The sequence below is a fragment of the Corynebacterium sp. sy017 genome (assembly GCF_017918135.1).
In the GTDB taxonomy this organism is placed as follows: Bacteria; Actinomycetota; Actinomycetes; order Mycobacteriales; family Mycobacteriaceae; genus Corynebacterium.
In genome coordinates, this window is record NZ_RZUE01000001.1 from 123,730 (window position 1) to 147,259 (window position 23,530).

The following is a 23,530-nucleotide window of genomic DNA, read 5'->3' on the forward strand; positions in this document are numbered from 1 at the left end:
TCATCTCAACTCTTTTAGTAGAAGTTATATTCCCCAAGTACCTTGGTGGCATGCTCCATGCAGTAGAGCATGCCAGTGCCATGATGTACTAAAGCACAGTGTGCGCCTACTTGCTCAAAGCAGGTTTCCTATCCAAGGAAACGATCATAACCATGAGCTTCTAGCTCATCAGCGAGTTCAGGACCACCAGAGGTAATAATCTGTCCGTTAGCAAATACATGGACAAAATCAGGCTGCACATAATTTAAGATTCGCTTATAGTGCGTAATCATGAGAATACCGCCACCAGTTTGCTCTTGATAACGATTTATTCCCTCAGAAACAATGCGCAATGCATCGACATCAAGACCAGAGTCGGTTTCATCCATAACAGCAAATTTTGGCTTGAGCAGATCTAGTTGCAAAACCTCATGGCGCTTTTTCTCACCACCAGAAAAGCCTTCATTAACGCTGCGTTCAGAAAATTCTTTAGCAATAGACAACTGTTCTTGTGCTCCACGCACCTCTTTCACCCATTCACGTAATTTCGGTGCTTCACCACGAATCGCAGTGGCAGCAGAGCGCAAGAAGTTTGCCATAGACACACCAGGGATTTCAGTAGGATACTGCATAGCAAGAAATAGACCAGCTCGAGCACGCTCGTCCACTTCGAGATCCAGCAAATTAGTGCCGTCGAGTAGCACTTCTCCTTCGGTGATTTCATAGCGAGGATGACCGGCAAGAGTATATGCCAATGTGGATTTTCCAGAACCATTTGGTCCCATTATTGCATGAGTTTCACCAGAATTGATGGTGAGATTAACTCCCTTGAGGATTGGTTTCGGCTCTGCATTTTCGTCGTTCGGAATAACCTGGGCGTGAAGGTTACGAATTTCTAAAGTACTCATTATTACACTTTCAGTTTTACAAAAGTTATGGATAAGGATTTTATTGTTCTTGACGAGCGCGTAATGTTTCTAGTTCATTACTTACGCGATCTTCTAGTTCCTCACGAATTTCATCTACTGGGATTCGGCCAATGACCTCTGAAAAGAATCCGCGTACGATCAAACGACGAGCTTCTTCAGGAGGAATACCACGTGATTTGAGGTAGAATTCTTGCTCATCGTCAAAACGACCAACAGTAGCAGCGTGACCAGCCCCTGCTATTTCTCCAGTTTCGATTTCTAGATTAGGAACTGCATCAGCACGCGCACCTTCGGTGAGCACTAGATTACGATTTGCCTCATAGGTATCTGTTCCTTGTGCATCAGAACGGATAAGCACATCACCAACCCAAGCAGTACGTGCTTCTGGCTTCGCCGAAGTAGGATCTGCCTGCAACGCACCTTTATAGAGCACATTGGAACGACAATTTGGTACCGCATGATCTACCAAAAGCCGCTGCTCAAAGAATTGACCGTCGTCAGCAAAATAAACACCAAGCATTTCAGCGTCGCCCCCAGGTGCATCAAAACGCACACGTGGGATAAGGCGGACGACATCGCCGCCAAATACAGCAGCAGTATGACGCAAGGTTGCATCACGTCCCAGAACAGCTTGTTGCCCAGATAAATGAACTGCGTCATCTGCCCAGGAAGCATCAACGATCACACTGAGTTTTGCATTATCAGCAATGAGAAACTCGACGTTATCCGCGTGAGTACCAGAACCTGAATACCGCAAATCAACAATTGCTTCAGCGCCTTTTTCCACCTCAACAACAATGTGTGCAAAAGACGTGACCTCTGTTCCTTGACCGGTAACTCGAATTTCCACAGGTTCAGTATTGATAGAATCTGCAGAAAAACGAATATGGTGAGCACATTCTGCAGCGCTAAAGGCTTGGGCTCCTACTCGATCAATGGGAGCACCAGTCACACCAACTTTTTTGTCATCCATTGCCAGTTGAGTAGTGCTCACTCCCTGTGCTGTAGATGGAATGGTGATATTCACATCAGGAGCAACTGCTGGAGCAAACTCTGAGTTATGAAGTCCACGGAGACGACGCAATGGCACAAAGCGCCATACTTCGTCTTTACCACTAGGTATAGCGAAATCTTCAACCTTGAACGAGCTGAATAGATCGCCCTTTGTGTTATGCACTGTGGCATTTTGTGGAGTAAGTGATGATGTCATGATGCTTATCCCACTGATCCTTCCATCTGCAATTCGATAAGTCGATTAAGTTCCAGGGCATACTCCATAGGAAGTTCTTTAGCAATAGGCTCCACAAAGCCACGAACGATCATTGCCATTGCTTCATCTTCTGCAATGCCACGAGACATAAGATAGAAAAGCTGTTCCTCTGATACTTGAGATACTGTAGCTTCGTGCCCTAAGGATACGTGATCATTACGAATATCATTGTAGGGATAGGTATCCGAACGAGAAATATTATCCACCAGCAACGCATCACACTCAACATTTGATGTTGAATGATGCGCATTAGCATTGATTCTCACCAAACCACGGTACGCAGCACGGCCACCTGCACGGGCAACAGACTTAGACACAATGTTAGAACTTGTGTGCGGTGCCATATGAACCATTTTCGCACCAGTGTCCTGGAACTGCCCCTCACCGGCGAAGGCAACAGATAGTACCTCGCCCTTTGCATACGGACCTGTCATCCATACGGCAGGGTATTTCATGGTTACCTTGGAGCCGATATTTCCATCAACCCATTCCATCGTGGCGCCTTCTTCACACTTGGTGCGCTTAGTCACCAAGTTGTACACGTTATTGGACCAGTTCTGGATAGTGGTGTAACGGCAACGGCCACCCTTTTTCACGATGATCTCTACCACTGCGGAGTGGAGGGAATCTGTTTTGTAAATGGGGGCTGTGCAACCTTCTACATAGTGCACATAAGCGTCCTCATCGACGATGATGAGCGTGCGCTCAAATTGTCCCATGTTTTCCGTGTTGATACGGAAGTAGGCCTGCAAAGGAATATCAACGTGCACACCCTTAGGAACATAAATAAACGATCCACCTGACCATACAGCAGTGTTCAGGGCGGAGAATTTATTATCGCCTGCGGGAATAACAGAGCCAAAGTATTCTTGGAATAACTCAGGATGCTCGCGCAAACCGGTATCGGTGTCTAAGAATATAACGCCTTGCTTTTCTAAATCTTCACGAATCTGGTGGTAGACAACCTCTGATTCATACTGGGCAGCCACACCAGCAACAAGGCGCTGTTTTTCTGCCTCGGGAATACCTAATTTGTCATAAGTATTTTTAATGTCTTCAGGTAAATCTTCCCATGACGTAGCCTGCTTTTCAGTAGAGCGCACAAAGTATTTGATGTTGTCGAAATCAATATCGCTAAGATCAGCACCCCAAGTTGGAAGCGGTTTTTTATCAAAAATGCTTAATGCTTTAAGACGTTGCTCTAGCATCCATTCCGGCTCATTTTTTTTCGCGGAAATATCACGCACAACTTCTTCATTAAGACCACGGCGTGCCGAGGCACCAGCCGCATCGGAGTCATGCCAGCCATAATTATATGGACCAATTGATTCAATAATTTCATCATCAGTCGTTGGTGTTGTCTGAGTCATGACCGCTCCTTTCTCAGGGAAATACAGGTGAGTGTAAATCAGTAGTTATAGCTTTAATAGGGATATTTGTAGTACAGATACCATTTCCATCTGCGATGGAGGCTAAGGGCTGCACATGATAACCAAGGATATCGGAAATTGCTTCATGCTCTGCTTGGCACAACTCAGGAAATTGTGCAGCAACATGAGCTACTGGACAATGATGCTGGCATATCTGCACTCCCTGTCCTGCATTATCAATAGATGCTGTATATCCATGAGAGCTAAATGCCGCCACGATCGCTTCAATTGCTTTCTCGACATACTGTGCATCTTCTTTATTAGGTAACACAGCAGTTTCAAGTATTTCGGTTGCGCGTCGATAAGCAAAATCATCAAGTGCTTGTTGTCCACCGATTTGCTTCAACGACGATAAGGCAGCCGCAGCAAGAACGTCATAGTGATGTCCAAACTTACTTCTGCCGTAATCGGTAAGCCGATATACTCGCGCTGGTCGACCTCGCTTTTTTCCTGACTGAGCACTGCGTACAGTTGTGAGGTTATCTGTTGCTTCAGCAATTCCATTATCCACAAGGCTATCAAGGTGTCTACGTATTCCAGTGGCTGATAGTCCAAGAATTTTCCCTAATTCACCAGCAGAAATAGGGCCGTGTTGCAACAGGATCTTCATGATCTGCCTGCGTGTTTCCCCTTCAGTGGAACGAGAATCGGCATGTGCAACAGGATTATTCATGGCGCTATGTCACCTCCTTGTAATAGACCTGCTACTAGAGTACGCCATTTATCACTTTTAGCAACATTAGTGTTACCTAAATAAAATAAGGGATTATCATCGTGCCCTTATCTTCTATTCATCATCTATTTATCATCCGCTTCAACGTGAACCGACTACGACTACATAGTCATCATAGTCATCCAACCATTCCGGTATTCTGTTATTCCGTGCGGAAGAATGATTGACTACACTCATTATCTGTGAAGCTATCTCCTTTTCGACTCATACAAGCGCTTGTACACGAGCTGCCGCGCATTGGCGCTGCCGGATCACGATCAGCTTCACTTCATCAACACCAAACCCTTTCTACTAAGAAATCCTTAGCCCACACGCAACTTCGACGTTTTGGATTGTTTAGATGGTTAGGCACAAGTGGAAGTCTGTTACTAGGGTTAGGCGGCTTAGGTGCAGGAGCACTACCCGTTGTTAATAATCCCTATGTCACAGCACCCCTAGGCAATATCCTTGCCAGAATGTTTCAGACTTCTACTGTCATTTGTGTCCTTGGAATTGGATTGTTAGTAGTTGCATGGATTGGTATTGCTGCTTTTTGCGGAGTCAGTTTCAAGCAACAAACAGAACGCTCATCGACCCCTTATGTAGATCTCTACGTCCTTCGTCGTACCTTTATTGCTTGGTCATTGCCATTACTGTGCAGCGCCCCTATGTTCACGCAGGACATTTACTCATATATAGCAAATGGCGCCATCGTACGAGCAGGTCTAGACCCCTACTCAGCAGGCCCAATTGATCTTTTAGGCTCTGACAATCCCCTTGCACGCAGCGTTCCTTTCGTTTGGGCGCATTCTGCTTCTCCTTATGGCTCATTAGCCTTAGGAATTGGTGCGTTGATCAGCAGCATTACTCATGATTCGATTGTATGGGCAGTGTTACTCCACCGTATTTTTTCCATCCTAGGGATAGCTTTAGCAGGCTGGGCGACGATACGCTTAGCTCAACGATGTTCAGTCGCTCCACAAGCAGCAATGTGGCTGGGAGTTCTCAACCCACTCACCTTTTTGCATCTCATCGCAGGAATTCACAATGAAGCTATTTTATTAGGGCTACTCTTAGCGGGAATGGAGTATGGGCTTCGGGCAATTGAAAAAATCAACGGAAGTCCGCAACGCTTTTCCCTCTTCTACGCAGGGAAAATTGCAGCATTATTAGCTTTAAGCGCCTTTCTTATCAGTTGCGCTGGGTTAATTAAAATCACCGGATTCATGGGATTAGGCTTTGTTGGCACAGGACTAGCACGTGCTCTTTTTTTGCGCTGGACCGAGATGAGAAAACATAACACCACATCCTTTATAGTGGTGCGCCATATATTATCTCTCCTTACGGCAATCATCATCCAAAGTGTCCTTATGGTCATCACCATCGCAATTGTCAGCAGTATAAGTGGCGTAGGAATTGGTTGGTTGCATACTCAAGGTGGCGCTGCTCAAGTTTTTACATTGCGCTCAATCACTACAGCTGTCGGAGCTTTTTCTGGTTTCCTGGGAATGTGGTTAGGTCTAGGTGATCACACCGCAATGATTCTCATCCTTACCAGAAGTCTTGGATTAATTATTGCCGGTATTTTTATGCTGCGTATGCTTTTTGCTACCTATAAAGGCACTATCGCAGCAATTGGCGCGCTAGGAATCTCGACCTTTGTATTAGTCATCTTTTTCCCTGTGGTACAGCCTTGGTATCTTTTGTGGGCAATTTTTCCATTGGCGGCTTGGGCAAATCGCCACATTTTCCGTCTTGCAGTCATCGCTTACTCCATACCGCTTTCTTTCTTTGTCCTTCCCCGAGGTATGGGCTTGCCTGATGGTACTTTATTCTCGATCTATGCAACGGCACTTACTTGTTCAAGCATTTTATTGTTGATTTTTTGGCGGGTATTAAAAAAATCAGCTCCCCTAGGATTAAACTAGAACACCGTGGCACAAGAGCATAATCACGTTTTACCGGCAGCAAAGACAGCAAAAGCCTTCACGTCTTTTGCAGCCGAGGGCTCAGGAACTCAAGTCGACAACGCCCTGGAGATTCATAATCTTGTCAAGAAGTATGGCACTAAAACTGTTGTCAATAACCTGTCTCTCAAGGTTCGCCGTGGGACAGTTCTTGCGTTTTTAGGAACTAATGGAGCCGGCAAGACAACCACGATAGAAATTTGTGAAGGTTTCACCAAACCTAGTTCTGGCGAGGTACGAGTGCTTGGACTCAATCCGGTCACCCATCCAGATTTGGTACGGCAAAGAGTTGGTATCATGCTCCAAAGTGGTGGTAGCTACTCTGGTATTCGTGTTGGCGAAATGTTAAAGCTCAGTGCTTCTTATAGCCTTAATCCTCTTGATCCAGAATGGTTACTTGACATACTCGGTTTAGCCAACGTCCGCAATACTACTTATCGACGTTTATCCGGTGGGCAACAACAACGCCTATCTTTAGCTCTTGCTCTGATTGGTCGCCCTGAGCTGGTATTCCTTGATGAGCCAACGGCGGGAATGGATGCGCAATCTCGTCTGTTAGTCTGGAAACTCATCGATCAATTGCGTGGCGATGGTGTGACAGTTATTTTGACTACTCACCTTATGGATGAAGCTGAAGCGCTAGCAGATCGTGTCGCAATCATTGATAAGGGCACACTTGTAGCTGAAGGTACCCTACAAGAACTGAGAAAACAGCATGCTGCGTCCTATAACTCGCCTACTGGCATGGGTAGCAAAGTAGCAATTCATTTTTCCACAGCGCAACCTCTTAATATCTCTGAATCCGAATTTTTAAGTCGCTTAAACGTGGTAGCACAAAAGCCGCTTTCCTATAAAGCACTTGTTCCTTATCCACTGAACCCCACGATACTTGCCGAGCTCAGTAAAGAGGCGGCCAAGCAGGATGTTCTCATCACAGAGTTTTCTACTCATTGCCATTCTTTAGAAGATATTTTTCTTGATATCACTCATCATTCAGTGCGGAGTTGATCATATATGTCCCATAACAGTGCCAATACTACCCCTGTGTCTTTGTCTTTTAATTCTTCGGAAAAAAATACCAACGCACTTAATTTTCCAGCCGGAACTTTCTCCCCTGCTCCACAACCTGCACGTACGCAAACGATGGTTATTGCTCAAGGAAAAATTGAATCACTTTTGTTTCTGCGTCATGGCGAGCAATTACTACTGAGTTTCATCATTCCTATCGGTATGCTCATCGCTCTTGCATTTTTGCCACTCGTTGAAGATCCACATCCCCTTCAGAAAGGGCTACCGCTTATGTTGGCTATTGCTGCCATGAGTTCCGGCTTTACCGGCCAGGCAATTTCTTTAGCTTTCGATCGTCGTTATGGTGCGCTCAAGCGATCCGGTGCTAGTGGAGTTTCTCGTACGACCATTGTGCTTGGAAAAATACTTGGGGTACTCGTCGTGAGTATTCTCCAAATTATTTTGCTTAGTTCGTGCGCACTGCTTTTGGGGTGGCACCCACATTTAATTGGACTACCGGTAAGTGTGCTTTGTTTCTTCCTTGGCGTCTGCTGTTTTACTTCTTTAGGCATGGCAATTGGTGGTGCATTATCATCAGAAATTGTATTGGGAATTAGCAATCTGATTTGGATTCTTTTGGTAGGGGTTGCGTCCTTTTACCTTTTCAGAATGAGTGGCTCGCCGTCTTGGCTACTTCAATACATTCCTAGCGTGGCGCTGACTCAAGGTCTTGTGTCTAGTTTTGATGGGCATATTCCACTCACTCAAATTTTTATGCTCTTAGGTTGGACAGGCTTGGGCGTTGCCAGTGCTGTCAAGTGGTTTAAGTTTGATTAATGTGATTCTTTGCATAAAGACATCATCAGCACTCCTTTTGTGCATAACGGCAAGCAAAATTGCGCACTAAGCAGTGTACTATTAACAATGTGTTTAGTGCTGATTCACCTCTTCTTAGACGTTTTCCACCAACTATCGCGCGGCAGCGTCGTCTAGCGTTTTGCTTATTGCTGGCACAAGCAGGAATTACCATTACCGGATCTATCGTGCGTGTGACTGGTTCAGGTCTTGGCTGTAATACATGGCCAAATTGTCATGAAGGTTCTTTGGTACCTGTGCCAGGGGCTGCGCCGTGGATTCACCAGCTTATTGAGTATGGCAACAGAATGCTCACTTTTGTTGATTTAGCTTTTGCCGTTCTCGTACTTGTTGCAGTTCTAGCAGCTCATCGCAGAAAAGAAATCATTTTTTATGCGCTTTTCCAAGGTGCTGGAATTGTTGTCCAAGCAGTCATTGGTGGTATCTCTGTGCTCCTTGATCTTGCTTGGTATAGTGTTGCATTACATTTTTTGCCATCAATGATGTTGGTATGGGGTGCAGCAGTAATGTATGTCAGAATTGCCGAGCCTGACGACGGAACTCCCACGCGTACATATGAAAAATCTCTGAGAATGCTATCTGCTTTTAGCGCTATTTTGCTTAGTGCAGTTCTTATTACCGGAACCATGGTTACTGGAGCAGGTCCACATTCAGGAGACGCTGGCGACGGTATGAAAGGGCGATTAGAAGTTGATATCGACTGGATGGCGCATGTTCATGCTTGGACTATGTATGCGTATCTCGCATTAAGCATCCTATTGGTATGCGGTCTAGTGCTCATGCAAGCACCTCGACGCGCCCGCCACCTTGGTGGTTGGCTACTCCTATCGATCATAGTGCAAGGCTTGGTAGGTGTATTGCAGTATCGACTTGGAGTGCCTAGTTGGTCAATTCCGCTTCATATTGGGCTGTGCTCCTGTGTCGTAGCCCTTAGTGCTTTATTATGGGCAGTTGCTATGACTAGAAAAGATGGTAGTCACTGGGTTACTGGCTCTGGAATTGGTGATCAAAAATTTGGTTTTTCCGAAAGGTCTACACCAGTTTTTCCCTAAGAAAAAGCAATAAAACTCAATAGAACTTATGCCTGCGAATGATCAATCAACCGCAGGCATAATTCCTTTTCTAGTATTTATTTCTCCGGCGCAACTTCCAAAAAACTCATAGAGCTTGGTGTGGCTTAGTGCACCAATGTACTGAGCGGAGCTAAGTTCAGCACGGCATCAATGGAAAGACCGACAAATAGAATAGCTAAATAATTATTGGACAGAATAAACAACTTCAGTGGCTTAACTTCTCCACCTTTTTTCACTCCGTCATGGAGGACTAGGGCCATAATTAAGAACCAGATACCGGATATGACTGCAACACTTGCATAGAGTAAACCAGCTGCTGGGAGCAATAATAATGTGGTAATGACGGTTGCGACGGTATACCACACAATCTGGCGGGTTACTTCTCTTTCCGGGCGTACGACGGGCAGCATAGGAACATTAGCAGCCTTATAGTCTTCTTTATATTTCATAGCTAATGCCCAGGTATGCGGTGGCGTCCAGAAGAAAATGATCATAAAGAGAACAAACGCTTGCCACCAATTATCAGGTAATTCTGCAGGCATATTATCAACAATCACTGCCCAACCAACCACTACTGGCATACAGCCTGCAGCACCACCCCACACAATGTTCATGTGGGTACGGCGTTTGAGGTATTTCGTATAGACAAAAATATAAAAGGCAATCGTCGCCATGACAAACACTGCGGCTAAAAGAGAATGACAGAGCAACCACAACCACAAAAAACTAGCTACGGTAAGTATCCAGGCAAAAATTGTTGCTTGGCGATTAGATACAGTATGACGTACCAGTGGTCTAGCACGAGTACGACCCATTTTTTGGTCGATGTCAGAATCAGCAACCATATTAAAGGTATTGGCTGCAGCTGCACCCATCCAACCACCAATGACTGTGAGCAAAATAAGGGTGATGTTATTCTCACCACGCTGTGCTTGCAGCATAGCTGGAATGGTTGCAACAAGGAGAAGCTCAATAACCCGAGGTTTTGTCAATGCAATATAGGCCTTGATTACGTCCAAGGGTTGTCCTCTCCAGAAAAGTTGATCAAAATCATTTCTGCCATATCATCCTATATAATTACCGCAGCATCACATACATAAAGGTACAAAACTACTGCGAAAATGATGGAAACACAGCATAGTCCATATATATGTCGCACAAAAAGACAAGAAAGTTCCCACGTACGCAAAAACTTTCAGATCAATCTATGCTCACATCATGTTAGTCACCTTAGGCATTAAATACTAATGACACTGCGGACACCATTATGGAAAACTTTTTGGTGCACAACATCCACAGTTTTCCCCTTATCCCGCCCTACTACCAGCAGAAGCTAAATACGCTGGGGAGGCATAGTCGAATGTGTAATCAACGCGAAAAAATATCTGCCGCATTGTCTCTTATCTATGGTAAAAATGGAGATAGTCTTAATACTTTTTCTTAGATAAACCAAAGGATGGATTTTTCCGTGTCGCTGTCACCTGAGCTACAGACTCTTACCACTGCTTCTTACCCTGATGATTGGACTGATACTGATACTCGTGCAGTAGACACTGTGCGACTTCTAGCAGCAGATGCTGTACAAAAATGTGGTTCTGGGCATCCGGGGACAGCAATGTCTCTTGCTCCATTGGCTTATACTTTGTTCCAACGCGTCATGAACCTTGACCCTACAGATGACCAGTGGGTTGGTCGCGACCGTTTTGTGTTATCCTGCGGTCATACTTCGCTGACCCAATATATCCAACTCTATCTTGGTGGTTTTGGCCTGGAACTCGACGATCTCAAAGCTCTTCGTACTTGGGGTTCACTTACACCAGGTCATCCAGAATACCGCCATACCAAAGGCGTGGAAATCACTACTGGCCCATTAGGTCAAGGTCTTGCCTCTGCCGTTGGTATGGCAATGGCAGCTCGTCGAGAGCGTATGCTTTTTGATCCAAGTGCCGCACCAGGAACTTCTCCTTTTGATCATTTTGTTTATGTCATCGCTTCTGACGGCGATCTTCAAGAGGGAGTTACTGCCGAGGCATGCTCTATTGCAGGTACACAGCAACTTGGTAATCTTATTGTCTTTTGGGATGATAACCGCATTTCCATCGAAGAAGATACCTCTATTGCGTTTACAGAAGATGTAGTGGCTCGTTACCGAGCCTATGGTTGGCAAGTCCTTGAGATTGAAGGCGGTGAAAACGTTGCAGCGATCGAAGATGCAGTTCGTGAAGCACAAAAAGATTCATCTCGCCCAACCTTTATTCGTTTGAGAACAATCATTGGTTATCCAGCACCAACCATGATGAATACCGGTGCTGTTCATGGTGCAGCTTTAGGTGAAGAAGAAATTGCTGCAACAAAACGCGAATTAGGTTTTGATCCAGAGCAACATTTCTACGTCGACGATGCTGTCATTACGCATACTCGTAAACTTATTGAACGTAGTGCCGCAAAGCGTGCCCAGTGGCAAAAGTCTTTCGATGAGTGGGCAGCTAATAATCCAGAAAGTAATGCGCTCTTTGAGCGTCTTGCACAACGTAAATTGCCAGAAGATTTTGACTGCGATCTTCCTAGCTGGGACGCAGATGAAAAAGGAGTGGCTACGCGTAAAGCATCTGAAGCTGTTTTGCAAGCTCTCGGTGCCACACTGCCAGAGCTCTGGGGTGGTTCAGCTGATTTAGCTGGCTCAAATAACACGGTTATCAAGGGTGCACCGTCTTTCGGACCAGAAAGTATCAGTACTGACACTTGGTCAGCAACTCCTGGAGGACGTAACCTTCATTTTGGTATTCGTGAACATGCAATGGGAGCAATTATCAATGGTATTTCTTTGCATGGTGGTACCCGCGCTTATGGTGGTACATTCCTAATTTTCTCCGACTATATGCGCCCTGCCTTGCGTCTCGCCGCACTAATGCAGACAGATGCCTACTATGTATGGACACATGATTCCATTGGTTTGGGTGAAGATGGTCCGACACACCAGCCAGTAGAACAGCTAGCTACTCTTCGTGCTATTCCTGGTTTCTCGATGTTGCGTCCTGCCGACGCAAATGAAACCAGTGCGGCGTGGCGTGCAGCTTTGATGTATAAGGAAGGACCAAAAGGACTAGCACTTACCCGTCAAAATGTTCCAGTTCTTGAAGGAACAAAAGAAAAAGCTCTCGACGGTGTCGCTCGTGGTGCATATATCCTTGTTGAAGGATCAAAAGCAACCCCTGATGTGATCTTGTTAGCTAGCGGATCTGAAGTACAGCTTGCGGTATCGGCAGCGCAAGAACTTGAAGAAGCAGGAATTGCTGCTCGTGTAGTATCTGTTCCTTGCCTTGATTGGTTTGAGGAACAAAGCGAAGAATATAAAGAATCTGTTTTACCGCAGGCAGTGCGTGCACGCGTCAGTGTTGAGGCTGGTATTGCAATGCCATGGTATCGCCTACTCGGTTCACAGGGACATGCAGTATCGTTGGAGCACTTTGGTGCTTCTGCTCCTTATCAAGAGTTGTTCCAAAAATTTGGTATCACTGTTGACGCTGTAGTTAAAGCAGCAAAGGAATCATTGGCATCCTAGTGTGCCAGCACAATGAAAACTCGACTACTGCCCTATCATCACTTCTCTTAACCAGTTGAAAAGGACTACACGATGAATACCATTGATACTCTCGCTCATGTAGGAACTTCTACCTGGCTCGATGATCTTTCACGCGAACGAATCGAATCAGGAAACCTCGCTACTGTCATCAAAGAAAAATCCATTGTTGGTGTTACTACTAACCCAGCCATTTTTGCGGCAGCCATGAGCTCTGGAAATGCATATGACTCAAGCATCGACAAGCTCAAAGCTGAGCAAACTCCTGCTGATCAAGCCGTCTATGCCATGAGTATTGAAGATGTGCAAGCTGCTTGTGACCTATTTGCTGATATTTATCAGCGCACGCATGGTCTGGATGGTCGGGTATCTATTGAGGTAGACCCACGTATTTCTGATTCTCGTGATGCTACAATCGCACAAGCACGTGAATTATGGAAGCGCATTGATCGCCCTAATGCCATGATTAAAATACCTGCTACTGATGGATCCTTGCCAGCTATTGCGGATGCTCTCGCAGAAGGAATCAGCGTTAATGTTACCTTGATTTTCTCTGTGGCTCGCTATAGAGAGGTCGTTAGCGCATATATCGATGGCATTAATCGTGCTGCACAAGCAGGTCTTGATGTCTCGAAGATTCATTCAGTGGCGTCTTTCTTCGTCTCGCGTCTTGATACTGAGGTTGATGCTCGACTCAATGAGATCGGAACGCAACAAGCACTTGACCTTCGAGGCAAAGCAGGCGTTGCCAATGCACAACGTGCTTATGCAGCATTTTTAGAGCTTTTCGACGCTGCTGATTTACCGGATAATGCCAATATCCAGCGTCCGCTTTGGGCTTCTACTGGAGTAAAGAACCCAGACTATAGCCCAATAATGTATGTCAGCAACCTTGCTGGTCCTCATACTGTGAATACCATGCCTGAAGCAACCATTGATGCAGTCCTCGCAAGTGATAGCACTGATATTTCTGATGTGCTTAGCAATGGTGCAGCATCAGCAGAAGATATTTTTGCACAATTGGTTGACGCTGGTATTGATTTTGCAGAAGTTTTTCGTCTACTCGAAGAACAAGGCGTAGAAAAATTTGTTGCAGCATGGAATGAACTTCTCGACTCCATGAGCCAACGCCTTAGTTAAAGTTTTTATCGCAGCCGTGCACTCCACGGCTGTATTTTTCTTTCTGAGTAATGCATTTCATCTTGTTAAAAGGTAAAGTTAAAGAACGTGATTGAACCATTAAGCAGTGACGGTGATAATACAAAAAGCTCTCTTTCAGAGCACAATGATCAGTGGCTCAACCCGCTACGTGACGATCATGATAAAAGACTCCCCCGCATTGCTGGGCCTTCTGGCATGGTTATTTTTGGGGTTACTGGTGATTTAGCTCGTAAAAAACTTTTACCAGCTGTTTATGACCTTGCTCATCGTGGCTTATTACCAGCAGGTTTTAGTCTAGTGGGTTATGGACGTCGTGAGTGGTCAAAAAAAGAGTTCGAGGACTATGTTCTCGAGGCAGTAAAAGCCAGTGCACGCACTGACTTTAGAGAAAATGTCTGGCAAAGACTCGCTGAGGGTATTGAATTTGTCAGTGGTGACTTTGATGATAATGCTGCCTTTGACCGTCTCGCCGCAAAATTGCATGATTTAGATCAATCTCGTGGAACCGCAGGAAACTGGGCGTTTTACTTATCTATTCCGCCTTCTTCTTTCTCTGCAGTGTGTCACCAACTTGATAGGTCAGGAATGGCACATGCTCCTGAGGGTTCATGGCGTAGGGTGATCGTCGAAAAGCCATTTGGGCATGATCAAGAATCTGCTCGAGAACTCAATAATGTGATTAACTCTGTGTTTCCAGAAAAATCAGTTTTCCGTATTGACCACTATTTAGGCAAAGAAACCGTGCAAAACATTTTGGCACTACGGTTTGCTAATCAACTTTTTGATCCGCTATGGAACTCTCACTACATTGACCATGTGCAAATCACCATGGCAGAAGATATTGGTCTTGGTGGTCGTGCTGGTTATTATGATGGCATAGGTGCTGCTCGCGACGTAATCCAGAATCATTTGATCCAATTACTCGCGCTTGTTGCGATGGAGGAACCAATTGACTTTAGCCCAGCGCAATTGCAGGCAGAAAAAATTAAAGTGCTTCGCGCTACTCAACCAGTAACGCCTTTTGCTGATACCACCGCGCGTGGTCAATATGGTGCAGGATGGCAAGGCTCTGAGTATGTTCCAGGATTGCGTGATGAAGAAGGTTTTGATCCTCAATCAGCAACAGAAACGTATGCAGCTTGTACCTTATCAATCAATTCACGCAGATGGGCAGGAGTCCCATTTTATCTGCGTACTGGTAAACGCCTAGGAAGGCGTGTTACCGAAATTGCGCTTGTATTCAAGGACGCGCCACACCAACCATTTGGTGCTGGTAGTCGCCATGCGCAAGGACAAAATGTAGTTGTTATTCGGGTGCAACCTGATGAGGGTATGCTCATGCGTTTTGGGTCGAAAGTACCAGGTTCGGCAATGGAAGTTCGTGATGTAAACATGGACTTTTCCTACTCTGAATCTTTCACCGAAGAATCACCTGAAGCATATGAACGACTCATCTTGGATGCGCTGCTTGATCAAGCAAGCCTCTTCCCTACCAATGAAGAAGTCGAGTTAAGCTGGAAAATTTTGGATCCCATTCTCAAATATTGGGCTCAATCTGGTCAACCAGAAGAATATGCCGCTGGTACCTGGGGGCCAGAGTCTGCTGATCGCATGATGGCACGGGAAGGAAGACAATGGCGTCGTCCTTAGAATGCCCTATACCTGACATCATCGTGCACGAGAAGTATGAGAAGCAAAGGAAAGCATTGTGATCTTTGATCTGCCTGATACCAGCACAAGAGAAATAGCTAAAACTCTTGTCCGAAAACAAAATACTGGTGGTCAAATTGCCACTGGTCGTGTGCTATCACTGATTATCATCGCGCACGATGCCGACGATATTGATACCATTATCGACGCAGCTTATAGTGCATCTCGTGAGCATCCTTCGCGTGTCATTGTTCTAGTACAAAGCAACAATCAGCAAGCCCAGTCACGCCTTGATGCACAGGTACGTATCGGTGGTGATGCTGGTGCGTCAGAAATAATTATCATGCAGTTAGCTGGTCAGGTTTCACAGCATCTCGTGCATGTAGTGACCCCTTTATTGCTGCCTGATACTCCTATTGTGGCATGGTGGCCGTATCATGCTCCGACCAATGTTGCAGCGGACCCTATTGGGAAAATTGCATGGCGACGCATAACTGATGCTTTTCATGACTCACATGAAAACTTACTCGCATTGCGCTCGGAAAACTATATGCCTGGTGACAGTGACATGAGCTGGGCTAGATTAAGTCCTTGGCGACGCGTATTAGCTTCTGTCCTTGACCAGCCCCCTCATGAACGTGTCAATGCAGTACGCGTATATGGCTTGAAGAACTCACCAAGTCTCGATCTCATTACTGCATGGCTCAGTGCAAGATTAGAGGTACCAGTACGATTAGTCCACGAAGATAAGCACATCAATAGTGAAGAATCTTTCGATACGACTATTCGTCGGATAGAGCTCGATCGTGATTCCGGCACATTATCTGTCGAACTGCTCGAGGAAAACGACACGCTTTCCGTGTCTTTCCCAAAGAGAAAACCTGCTTTGGTAGCATTCCCAGCGCGAACAATCGCTGATTGTTTAGCCGAAGAACTGCGTCATCTAGATCCTGATACTGCGTATCAACATGCGCTCAATGCACTAGAGCATATTCACGAACAATCAAATAACTAGCATGAGAAATGAAAGCAACACTACGTATATGAACCACATCGATATTATTCATACTGAGGATTTAGCAGGGGTTACTGATGAAGCTGCGCATCGCTTTACCCAGGTTATTCGTCACATTATCAAAGAAGGTGGTGTGTCAGGTGATGGTATTGCACGTGTTGTGCTCACTGGTGGCGGTGCCGGAATTGGCACATTGGCTAAATTAGTGGATAAAGATATTAAATGGGATCGAGTACACATCTTTTTTGGAGATGAGCGCAATGTTGCGGTTTCACATCCTGATTCCAATGAGGGGCAAGCTCGTGAAGTCCTGTTAGAAAAAATTGATATCCCAGAAGCAAATATCCACGGCTATGGTCTTGGCGGAGTAGATCTCGAAGAATCAGCGCGTTCATACGAAAATACGCTCAAGGATTTTGCTCCCGATGGCTTCGATCTCCATTTGCTCGGTATGGGTGGCGAAGGGCATATTAACTCCCTATTTCCACATAGTAATGCGACCAAGGAAGAAGAAAAGTTGGTCGTCGCCGTGCATGATTCCCCCAAGCCTCCGGCACAGCGAGTAACGCTTACTCTTCCTGCAATTAATTCTGCCAAACGAGTGTGGCTATTAGTATCTGGTGCAGAAAAGGCCGAGGCCGTATATCATGCAGTCCACCGTGCACCAGCACTTGACTATCCAGTTGCTGGTGTGGAAGGGCGCACAGAAACATTACTCATTGTTTCTGCTGACGCAAGTAGCAGACTCTAACATCTGGTCATAAAAGCGGGAGCTGTAGTAAAAACTACAGCTCCCGAACTTACTTTTTAGGAGGCATATACCTGAATCAGGTTTAGCCCAATAATGCAGGCAATCCAGATGATCGCTGTGAAAATCGTAACTCGGTCAAGGTTCTTTTCTACTACAGTAGAGCCAGAAAGATTTGATTGAACTCCACCACCGAAAAGACTAGAAAGACCGCCACCTTTACCACGGTGCAACAGCACAAAGAGCGTCATTACCAGAGAGGAAATAACCAAGATGATCTGAAGCGCTAATGCCATAACTACCTTTTCTTTTATTATTATCCACCCAGTGCTCACTAACTAATGAGGAGCACATGGATGCACATTATGTATTTCTGTATCTCAGGAAAACTATACACTATTTTCATAGTAATACAGTGTTACAAGTGTTCTTAGAGCATTTCTCCCACAGAATGCGCAATGAGTCGAGCAAACTCTTCACCATCCAAGGACGCGCCACCAACCAAAGCCCCGTCTACGTCTTGGCGTTCGACGATCTCTGCAACTGTGCCAGTTTTTACCGAACCACCGTAGAGAATACGGATGCTATCTGCTGTTTCTTGATCGGCTAGCTCTACAATAACCTCTCGAATAGCAGCGCATACTTCCTGAGCGTCAGCCGCAGAAGCAACTTTGCCAGTTCCGATGGCCCACACAGGCTCGTAGGCAATGACTGTACGTGCAAGTTGCTCCTTGTTTATTCCAGCAAGAGAAGCACGAGTCTGTGCTACAACGTAATCAACATGAGTACCGTTTTCTCGAATTTCAAGAGGCTCTCCGACGCACACGATGGGACTTATTCCTTGAGACAAGGCTGCCCGTGCTTTGGCTGCCACCACATCGTCATTTTCTTGATGATACTCACGCCGTTCTGAATGTCCTACTACAACCCAATCGCATTGCAGTTTTGCCAGCATAGCTGCGGATATTTCTCCGGTATAGGCTCCGGATTCATGAGGAGAAACATCTTGCGCACCATAGCTGATCCGAAGTTTGTCACCATGTACGAGGGTTTGGACAGAGCGAATATCTGTAAACGGAACAGTCAGGGCAACATCAACTTCATCATAGTATTTCTCAGGTAGTGCAAAAGCTAGTTTTTGCACTGCTGCAATAGCTTGGTAGTGGTCGAGATTCATTTTCCAGTTACCAGCTATGAGTATTTTGCGCTTATTATTAACCATTTTCAGCTTCCTTTTTATCTTCCCGGCAAGAATCTATGTCGAGTAGTTATTTATGCTTCCAGAACTGCTACACCTGGTAATTCTTTTCCTTCCAGATATTCTAAGGAGGCGCCGCCACCCGTGGAGATGTGGCTAAATTTTTCTTCAGGCAGTCCTAGTAACCGCACTGCTGCAGCTGAGTCGCCGCCACCAACCACAGAGAACGCACCTTGATCAGTTGCTGCAATAATTGCTTCTGCAACACCACGAGTTCCCTGTGCAAAGGCAGAAAACTCAAAGACTCCCATAGGTCCATTCCAGAAAACAGTGTGTGCCTGAGCAAGAACTTCTGCAAATTTTTCTACAGTTTTCGGTCCAATATCCAGCGACTGCCATTGCGATGGAATTGCGTCCAAAGAAACAACTGTGTGTTCTGCATCCTCCGCAAAGGTTTCAGCAGCAACCAAATCAACAGGAAGAACCAGCTTATCGGCATATAATTCTAATAACTGTGCACATTTTTCGATCTGTTCTTCCTGGAGCAAAGAGTTCTCCACGTTATATCCTTGTGCAGCTAAAAAGGTATAACACATTCCGCCGCCAATGATGAGCTTGTCTGCCTGGCGTGCCAATGCCTCAATAACACCAAGTTTATCCGACACTTTTGCACCACCTAATACCACTACATATGGCTTTTGTGGCTTGTCGACGATACGCTGCAGCACATCTATCTCTTTTTGCACTAACCCACCAGCATAGTGTGGTAGAAGCTGAGCTACTTCATAGACCGATGCCTGGGCACGATGTACTACGCCAAAACCATCTGAAACAAAAGCACCATTCTCAGCGGTGAGTGCCACAAGCTGCTGTGCAAATTCTACTCGCTCCTGCACGTCTTTACTGGTTTCGCGTGGATCAAAACGTACATTTTCTAGTAGCAACACATCACCGTCGTTAAGCCCATTGGCACGCTCATGGGCATCTTCGCCAACAACATCTGCAGCAAGAGGCACATATTGATCCAAGGCTTCAGAGAGTGCTTCTGCAACAGGAGCTAATGAGAATTGAGGATCTACTGTGCCTTTGGGGCGACCAAGGTGAGCCATAAGAATCACACGAGCGTCGGCCTCAATGAGGGCTTTGATAGTTGGGAGTGAAGCAATGATACGACCTGAATCTGTAATGTTGCCTTCATCATCAAGCGGTACATTGAAATCAGAACGTACTAGGATATGCCTACCAGCAACGCCTTCTTTGAGTAGATCTTGCAGAGTTTTTATAGCCATATTTTCTCCTTGGTTTTCTTGTTCCCTTACCATTCTAGGGGATTTTTTAAGACATATTATGCACCGAGAGCCTGAGATTATGTTTCCATATCCCAGGCTCTCTTTGTCAAAGGAAAATACTAAATTTTAGAGACGCTCTCCCACGTACTCGGTCAAAGCAACGAGCTGGTTAGAGTAACCCCACTCATTGTCGTACCATGACACAACTTTTACTTGGTTTCCGATTACTTTGGTCAAGCCAGAATCGAAAATTGATGGATGAGGATCAGTAACAATGTCTGTGGAAACAATAGGATCTTCAGTGTAAGCAAGCACACCTTTGAGATCACCTTCAGCTGCTTCTTTGATGGCAGCATTGACAGCTTCAACAGATACTTCTTTTTTAGCAGTAAATGTAAGGTCAGTCGCAGAACCAGTAATAACAGGAACGCGCAATGCGTAGCCATCTAGTACACCTTCAAGCTGTGGTAGCACCAAAGCCACCGCTTTTGCTGCACCGGTCGAAGTAGGAACGATATTTTGAGCAGCAGCACGAGCGCGACGCAAATCACGGTGTGGTGCATCATGCAGACGCTGATCGCCTGTGTAAGCATGCACTGTTGTCATCAAACCAGTTTCAATACCAAATTTTTCATCAAGCACTTTCGCCAACGGCGCAAGGCAGTTTGTGGTGCAGGATGCATTAGAAATAACATGGTGCTTCTCTGGATCATACTCAGTATGGTTGACCCCTACCACAAAAGTAGCGTCTTCATTTTTCGCTGGAGCAGAAATGATAACTTTCTTCGCACCTGCTTCAATATGTGCAGCCGCAGCCGTAGCATCAGTGAAGAAACCAGTGGATTCAATAACAATATCTACGCCAAGTTCTCCCCAAGCAAGGTTCTTTGGTTCGCGTTCTGCAGTAACATTAATACGCTTGCCCCCCACAGTAATAGACTGCTCATCATAGGTTACGTCTTCACCTAAACGCCCAAGAATAGAGTCGTACTTGAGCAAATGAGCCAAAGTGTGGTTATCAGTTAGGTCATTTACTGCGACAACTTCAATATCGCTACCACGCTGTTGGATAGCGCGGAAAAAGTTGCGACCAATACGTCCAAAGCCATTGATACCTACACGGATTGTCATCTTAAATTCTCCTCAACTCGATGTTGTTTCCACTGAGCGTTCTTGTTTATCTAATGTTGCTTATTTCCAGCTCAGTTCCAACACCAATTCTACGCAGAGTCAGATATATGTGCAGAGCTAGAAATATGAAAGTGCGCCGCTACCATTGAATATCCCCCACTTTCCATTCTATTCCCAACCAAATGGGGGTAGACTATAGTTCCCTATTGGCAAAAACTATTTCCGAACGGAAAATTTACCCCCTAAAAACAAAAAGCTACCTCTTAACAGGGGTAGCTAACAAAAAGTTATCGCAATAACGCACAGATGACTATTTTCCACTCAAACCATAAGTGATTTTTCTCATAGTCTCCGATGTCCTCAAGACTCACGAAATCCCCGTGTCCATCATCAGCACACCATCTCTGCCCTACAGATCATTGAGAATATCATCAGTCACGGCAACTTGAGTATCAGGAATGCCAAGTTCCTGTGCACGTTTATCAGCCATAGATAACAATCGACGAATACGTCCTGCCACTGCGTCTTTAGTCATCTGTGGATCTGCCAAACGACCTAGTTCTTCCAATGACGCCTGACGATGCTGCACTCTCAACTGCCCTGCTTCCACTAAGTGATCTGGTACATCATCACCCAAAATCGTCATTGCTCGTTCCACTCTAGCGGCAGCAGTAACCGCTGCCCGTGCTGAACGTCGCAAATTAGCATCATCGAAATTAGCCAAACGATTGCCTGAAGGGCGAGATTCGTGCTTGAGCCTGCTCTTATCCCAGCGTAACCGAGTAGCATGGGCACCCATGCGCGATAATAACGCACCAACAGCTTCCCCATCACGCAAAGATACCTTTTCCACACCACGAGTTTCTTTAGCTTTAGCACTAAGACCAAGACGACGAGCACAACCGACTAACGCTAATGAAGCTTCTTGACATGGACATGCCACTTCCAAACCAGAAGAACGACCAGGATCAGACAAGTGACCTGATGCCAAAAATGCACCACGCCATGCGGCCTCAGCATCTTCAATAGTTCCAGTAATAATTTGCGGCGGTAACCCAATAACTTTATGCCCAGAGCGAGTCACTAAGCCCACTCGACGCATAAGCACATCTGCTTCTTCACTAATCCGCAATAAATGTTTATGTGTTTTACGCGAAGACGAAAGACCTAGATCCATGAAATAAACGTCGCTAGCGAACACATCATGTAATTCTTGTGATACACGCTTTGCTACTAATTGATTATCCAGTTCAATATCAATAACCACCTTGCCAGCCATCACATCAACTGTGCCAGCAAAGCGAATAATTGCAGCTATTTCTGCTATTTTAGCGCTCGTACGACTCACACGTACTTTTGTTAACTCTTCTTTTGCTTCTGTAGTAAGCGTAGAGACGCTCATAAAAACACCTTCCGCCAAAACGTTGAGACACTATTGTATAAAATTCAACAGCATCTGATGTCTCATCACTTTTATTTCATCAAAGCTATCATCATAGTAGTTTAGCCAGCGGCATATTCTTTGAGGATTGCTTTATTCAACTTTTCTGGATCATGACGATCACGATGATGCACATAATCAGATGCAAACCTCAAATCGTGATACGCAACCCGAGCTCCCATCACAGCAGCAGCACGTTCAAGATGGCGTCGATCGCTAGCGTTAGGCAATGTAGTTTCATCAGCAATAATGACATCTACCTGCAATTGCTGTGCATGTTGAGTAAGGATGTGGATGTGACGTTCAGCAGAAAAACCTGATGTCTCCCCTGGCTCAGAAGTAAGGTTCAAGACTACAATCCGCATTGCGCTACTCTCAACAAGAGCCTGCGCAATTCCTGGCACTAATACGTGTGGAATAACACTTGAAAACCAAGAGCCAGGACCAAGCGTAATAAGATCAGCCTCCGCAATAGCTGCCAATGCTTCTTTGCTTGCCGGTGGTTGTTCAGGAATTACTCGCACTCGACGCACCTGACCAGGCGTCGAAGCTACTGCAACTTGACCACGCACTTGGCGCATAATACGAGGATCATCATCCAAACCAGAAACATCAGCTTCGATGTCCAAAGGTTCATCGCACACAGGTAGCACTCTGCCTTGTGCTCTAATCAATTGTGCAACAGTGTCAAGTGCTTGCACCTGCGAACCTAGTACCTCATACAGGCCAGCGATCAACAAATTTCCGACGGCATGCCCAGCAAGCGCGCCATGTCCAGAAAAACGATGCTGCAATGTTTTTTCCCATAAGTGTCCTGCATCGTCCATAGGCGCTAAGGCAGAGAGAGCCATGCGTAAGTCACCTGGTGGTATCTGCCCTAATTCGCGTCTAATGCGCCCCGAAGAACCACCATCATCGGCAACAGTCACAACGGCAGTAATACTATCTGGACACGCTAAACGTACTGCTCTAAGCGTTTGGAATAGTCCATGTCCACCACCCAAGCTGACAATTTTCTTTGGAGTTTTCGCTTTCTCCACTGTTTCTTTTGCCCCTCGTTCCTGTAAATGCTT

General features: G+C 45.6%; 20 protein-coding genes. 9 read left to right on the plus strand and 11 right to left on the minus strand.

The genetic code is table 11. The features are described 5' to 3' along the window. Window positions 1-128: 128 nt before the first annotated feature. Genes sufC through EML15_RS00585 form a run of 4 tightly spaced genes read right to left on the minus strand, consistent with a single transcriptional unit; the run spans window position 129 to window position 4,281 of the window. Window positions 129-887, minus strand: a complete 759-nt coding sequence (gene sufC, locus EML15_RS00570) for a Fe-S cluster assembly ATPase SufC (RefSeq protein ID WP_144272919.1) — start codon at window positions 885-887, stop codon at window positions 129-131. A 40-nt stretch (window positions 888-927) separates the two neighbouring features. Continuing rightward, window positions 928-2,118, minus strand: coding sequence for a Fe-S cluster assembly protein SufD (sufD, locus tag EML15_RS00575; RefSeq protein WP_144272920.1), 1,191 nt, complete (start codon window positions 2,116-2,118; stop codon window positions 928-930). A 5-nt stretch (window positions 2,119-2,123) separates the two neighbouring features. Continuing rightward, window positions 2,124-3,548, minus strand: coding sequence for a Fe-S cluster assembly protein SufB (gene sufB, locus EML15_RS00580; RefSeq protein WP_144272921.1), 1,425 nt, complete (start codon window positions 3,546-3,548; stop codon window positions 2,124-2,126). 13 nt (window positions 3,549-3,561) lie between these two features. Continuing rightward, on the minus strand, window positions 3,562-4,281 hold the full coding sequence (locus tag EML15_RS00585) for a metalloregulator ArsR/SmtB family transcription factor (protein WP_144272922.1): 720 nt from the start codon (window positions 4,279-4,281) through the stop codon (window positions 3,562-3,564). Between the two features lie 242 nt (window positions 4,282-4,523). Here EML15_RS00585 and mptB point away from each other — a divergent pair, with 242 nt between their 5' ends. The 4 genes from mptB (at window position 4,524) to EML15_RS00605 (ending at window position 9,223) form a co-directional block, all read left to right on the plus strand. Then, window positions 4,524-6,248 (plus strand): polyprenol phosphomannose-dependent alpha 1,6 mannosyltransferase MptB, encoded by a 1,725-nt coding sequence (gene mptB / locus EML15_RS00590; protein WP_255455963.1) that lies wholly within the window; start codon window positions 4,524-4,526, stop codon window positions 6,246-6,248. Between the two features lie 105 nt (window positions 6,249-6,353). Continuing rightward, window positions 6,354-7,295 (plus strand): ABC transporter ATP-binding protein, encoded by a 942-nt coding sequence (locus EML15_RS00595; RefSeq protein ID WP_144273426.1) that lies wholly within the window; start codon window positions 6,354-6,356, stop codon window positions 7,293-7,295. Window positions 7,296-7,337: 42 nt separating this feature from the next. After that, a complete protein-coding gene (locus tag EML15_RS00600) occupies window positions 7,338-8,132 on the plus strand; it encodes an ABC transporter permease (RefSeq protein WP_185967157.1) in 795 nt (264 codons plus the stop codon). Window positions 8,133-8,221: 89 nt separating this feature from the next. Further along, window positions 8,222-9,223, plus strand: a complete 1,002-nt coding sequence (locus EML15_RS00605) for a heme A synthase (protein ID WP_255455964.1) — start codon at window positions 8,222-8,224, stop codon at window positions 9,221-9,223. A 125-nt stretch (window positions 9,224-9,348) separates the two neighbouring features. Here EML15_RS00605 and EML15_RS00610 read toward each other — a convergent pair whose 3' ends face one another. Then, window positions 9,349-10,263: a heme o synthase gene (locus EML15_RS00610; protein WP_144272924.1), complete on the minus strand. Its 915-nt coding sequence runs from the start codon at window positions 10,261-10,263 to the stop codon at window positions 9,349-9,351. Between the two features lie 449 nt (window positions 10,264-10,712). Between EML15_RS00610 and tkt the strand changes: the two genes are divergently transcribed. The 5 genes from tkt to pgl all read left to right on the plus strand — a co-directional run bounded on the left by tkt (window position 10,713) and on the right by pgl (window position 17,401). Beyond that, window positions 10,713-12,806, plus strand: a complete 2,094-nt coding sequence (gene tkt, locus EML15_RS00615) for a transketolase (RefSeq protein ID WP_185967131.1) — start codon at window positions 10,713-10,715, stop codon at window positions 12,804-12,806. A 72-nt stretch (window positions 12,807-12,878) separates the two neighbouring features. Continuing rightward, window positions 12,879-13,964, plus strand: coding sequence for a transaldolase (tal, locus tag EML15_RS00620; RefSeq protein ID WP_144272926.1), 1,086 nt, complete (start codon window positions 12,879-12,881; stop codon window positions 13,962-13,964). An 87-nt stretch (window positions 13,965-14,051) separates the two neighbouring features. Continuing rightward, entirely contained in the window at window positions 14,052-15,635 is a 1,584-nt protein-coding gene (gene zwf, locus EML15_RS00625; RefSeq protein ID WP_144272927.1) for a glucose-6-phosphate dehydrogenase, read from the plus strand. A 58-nt stretch (window positions 15,636-15,693) separates the two neighbouring features. Then, window positions 15,694-16,650, plus strand: a complete 957-nt coding sequence (locus EML15_RS00630; protein WP_144272928.1) for a glucose-6-phosphate dehydrogenase assembly protein OpcA — start codon at window positions 15,694-15,696, stop codon at window positions 16,648-16,650. Between the two features lie 28 nt (window positions 16,651-16,678). Then, entirely contained in the window at window positions 16,679-17,401 is a 723-nt protein-coding gene (gene pgl / locus EML15_RS00635) for a 6-phosphogluconolactonase (protein ID WP_144272929.1), read from the plus strand. 56 nt (window positions 17,402-17,457) lie between these two features. Here pgl and secG read toward each other — a convergent pair whose 3' ends face one another. The 6 genes from secG to yvcK all read right to left on the minus strand — a co-directional run bounded on the left by secG (window position 17,458) and on the right by yvcK (window position 23,497). Continuing rightward, window positions 17,458-17,694: a preprotein translocase subunit SecG gene (secG, locus tag EML15_RS00640; RefSeq protein WP_144272930.1), complete on the minus strand. Its 237-nt coding sequence runs from the start codon at window positions 17,692-17,694 to the stop codon at window positions 17,458-17,460. A 134-nt stretch (window positions 17,695-17,828) separates the two neighbouring features. Then, on the minus strand, window positions 17,829-18,620 hold the full coding sequence (gene tpiA / locus EML15_RS00645; RefSeq protein ID WP_144272931.1) for a triose-phosphate isomerase: 792 nt from the start codon (window positions 18,618-18,620) through the stop codon (window positions 17,829-17,831). Window positions 18,621-18,670: 50 nt separating this feature from the next. Further along, window positions 18,671-19,885, minus strand: a complete 1,215-nt coding sequence (locus tag EML15_RS00650) for a phosphoglycerate kinase (protein ID WP_144272932.1) — start codon at window positions 19,883-19,885, stop codon at window positions 18,671-18,673. 126 nt (window positions 19,886-20,011) lie between these two features. Then, window positions 20,012-21,016: a type I glyceraldehyde-3-phosphate dehydrogenase gene (gap, locus tag EML15_RS00655; RefSeq protein WP_144272933.1), complete on the minus strand. Its 1,005-nt coding sequence runs from the start codon at window positions 21,014-21,016 to the stop codon at window positions 20,012-20,014. A 409-nt stretch (window positions 21,017-21,425) separates the two neighbouring features. Continuing rightward, window positions 21,426-22,418: a DNA-binding protein WhiA gene (gene whiA / locus EML15_RS00660; RefSeq protein ID WP_144272934.1), complete on the minus strand. Its 993-nt coding sequence runs from the start codon at window positions 22,416-22,418 to the stop codon at window positions 21,426-21,428. Between the two features lie 101 nt (window positions 22,419-22,519). Then, complete coding sequence (yvcK, locus tag EML15_RS00665) at window positions 22,520-23,497, minus strand: uridine diphosphate-N-acetylglucosamine-binding protein YvcK (protein WP_144272935.1); 978 nt, start codon at window positions 23,495-23,497, stop codon at window positions 22,520-22,522. Window positions 23,498-23,530 lie beyond the last annotated feature (33 nt).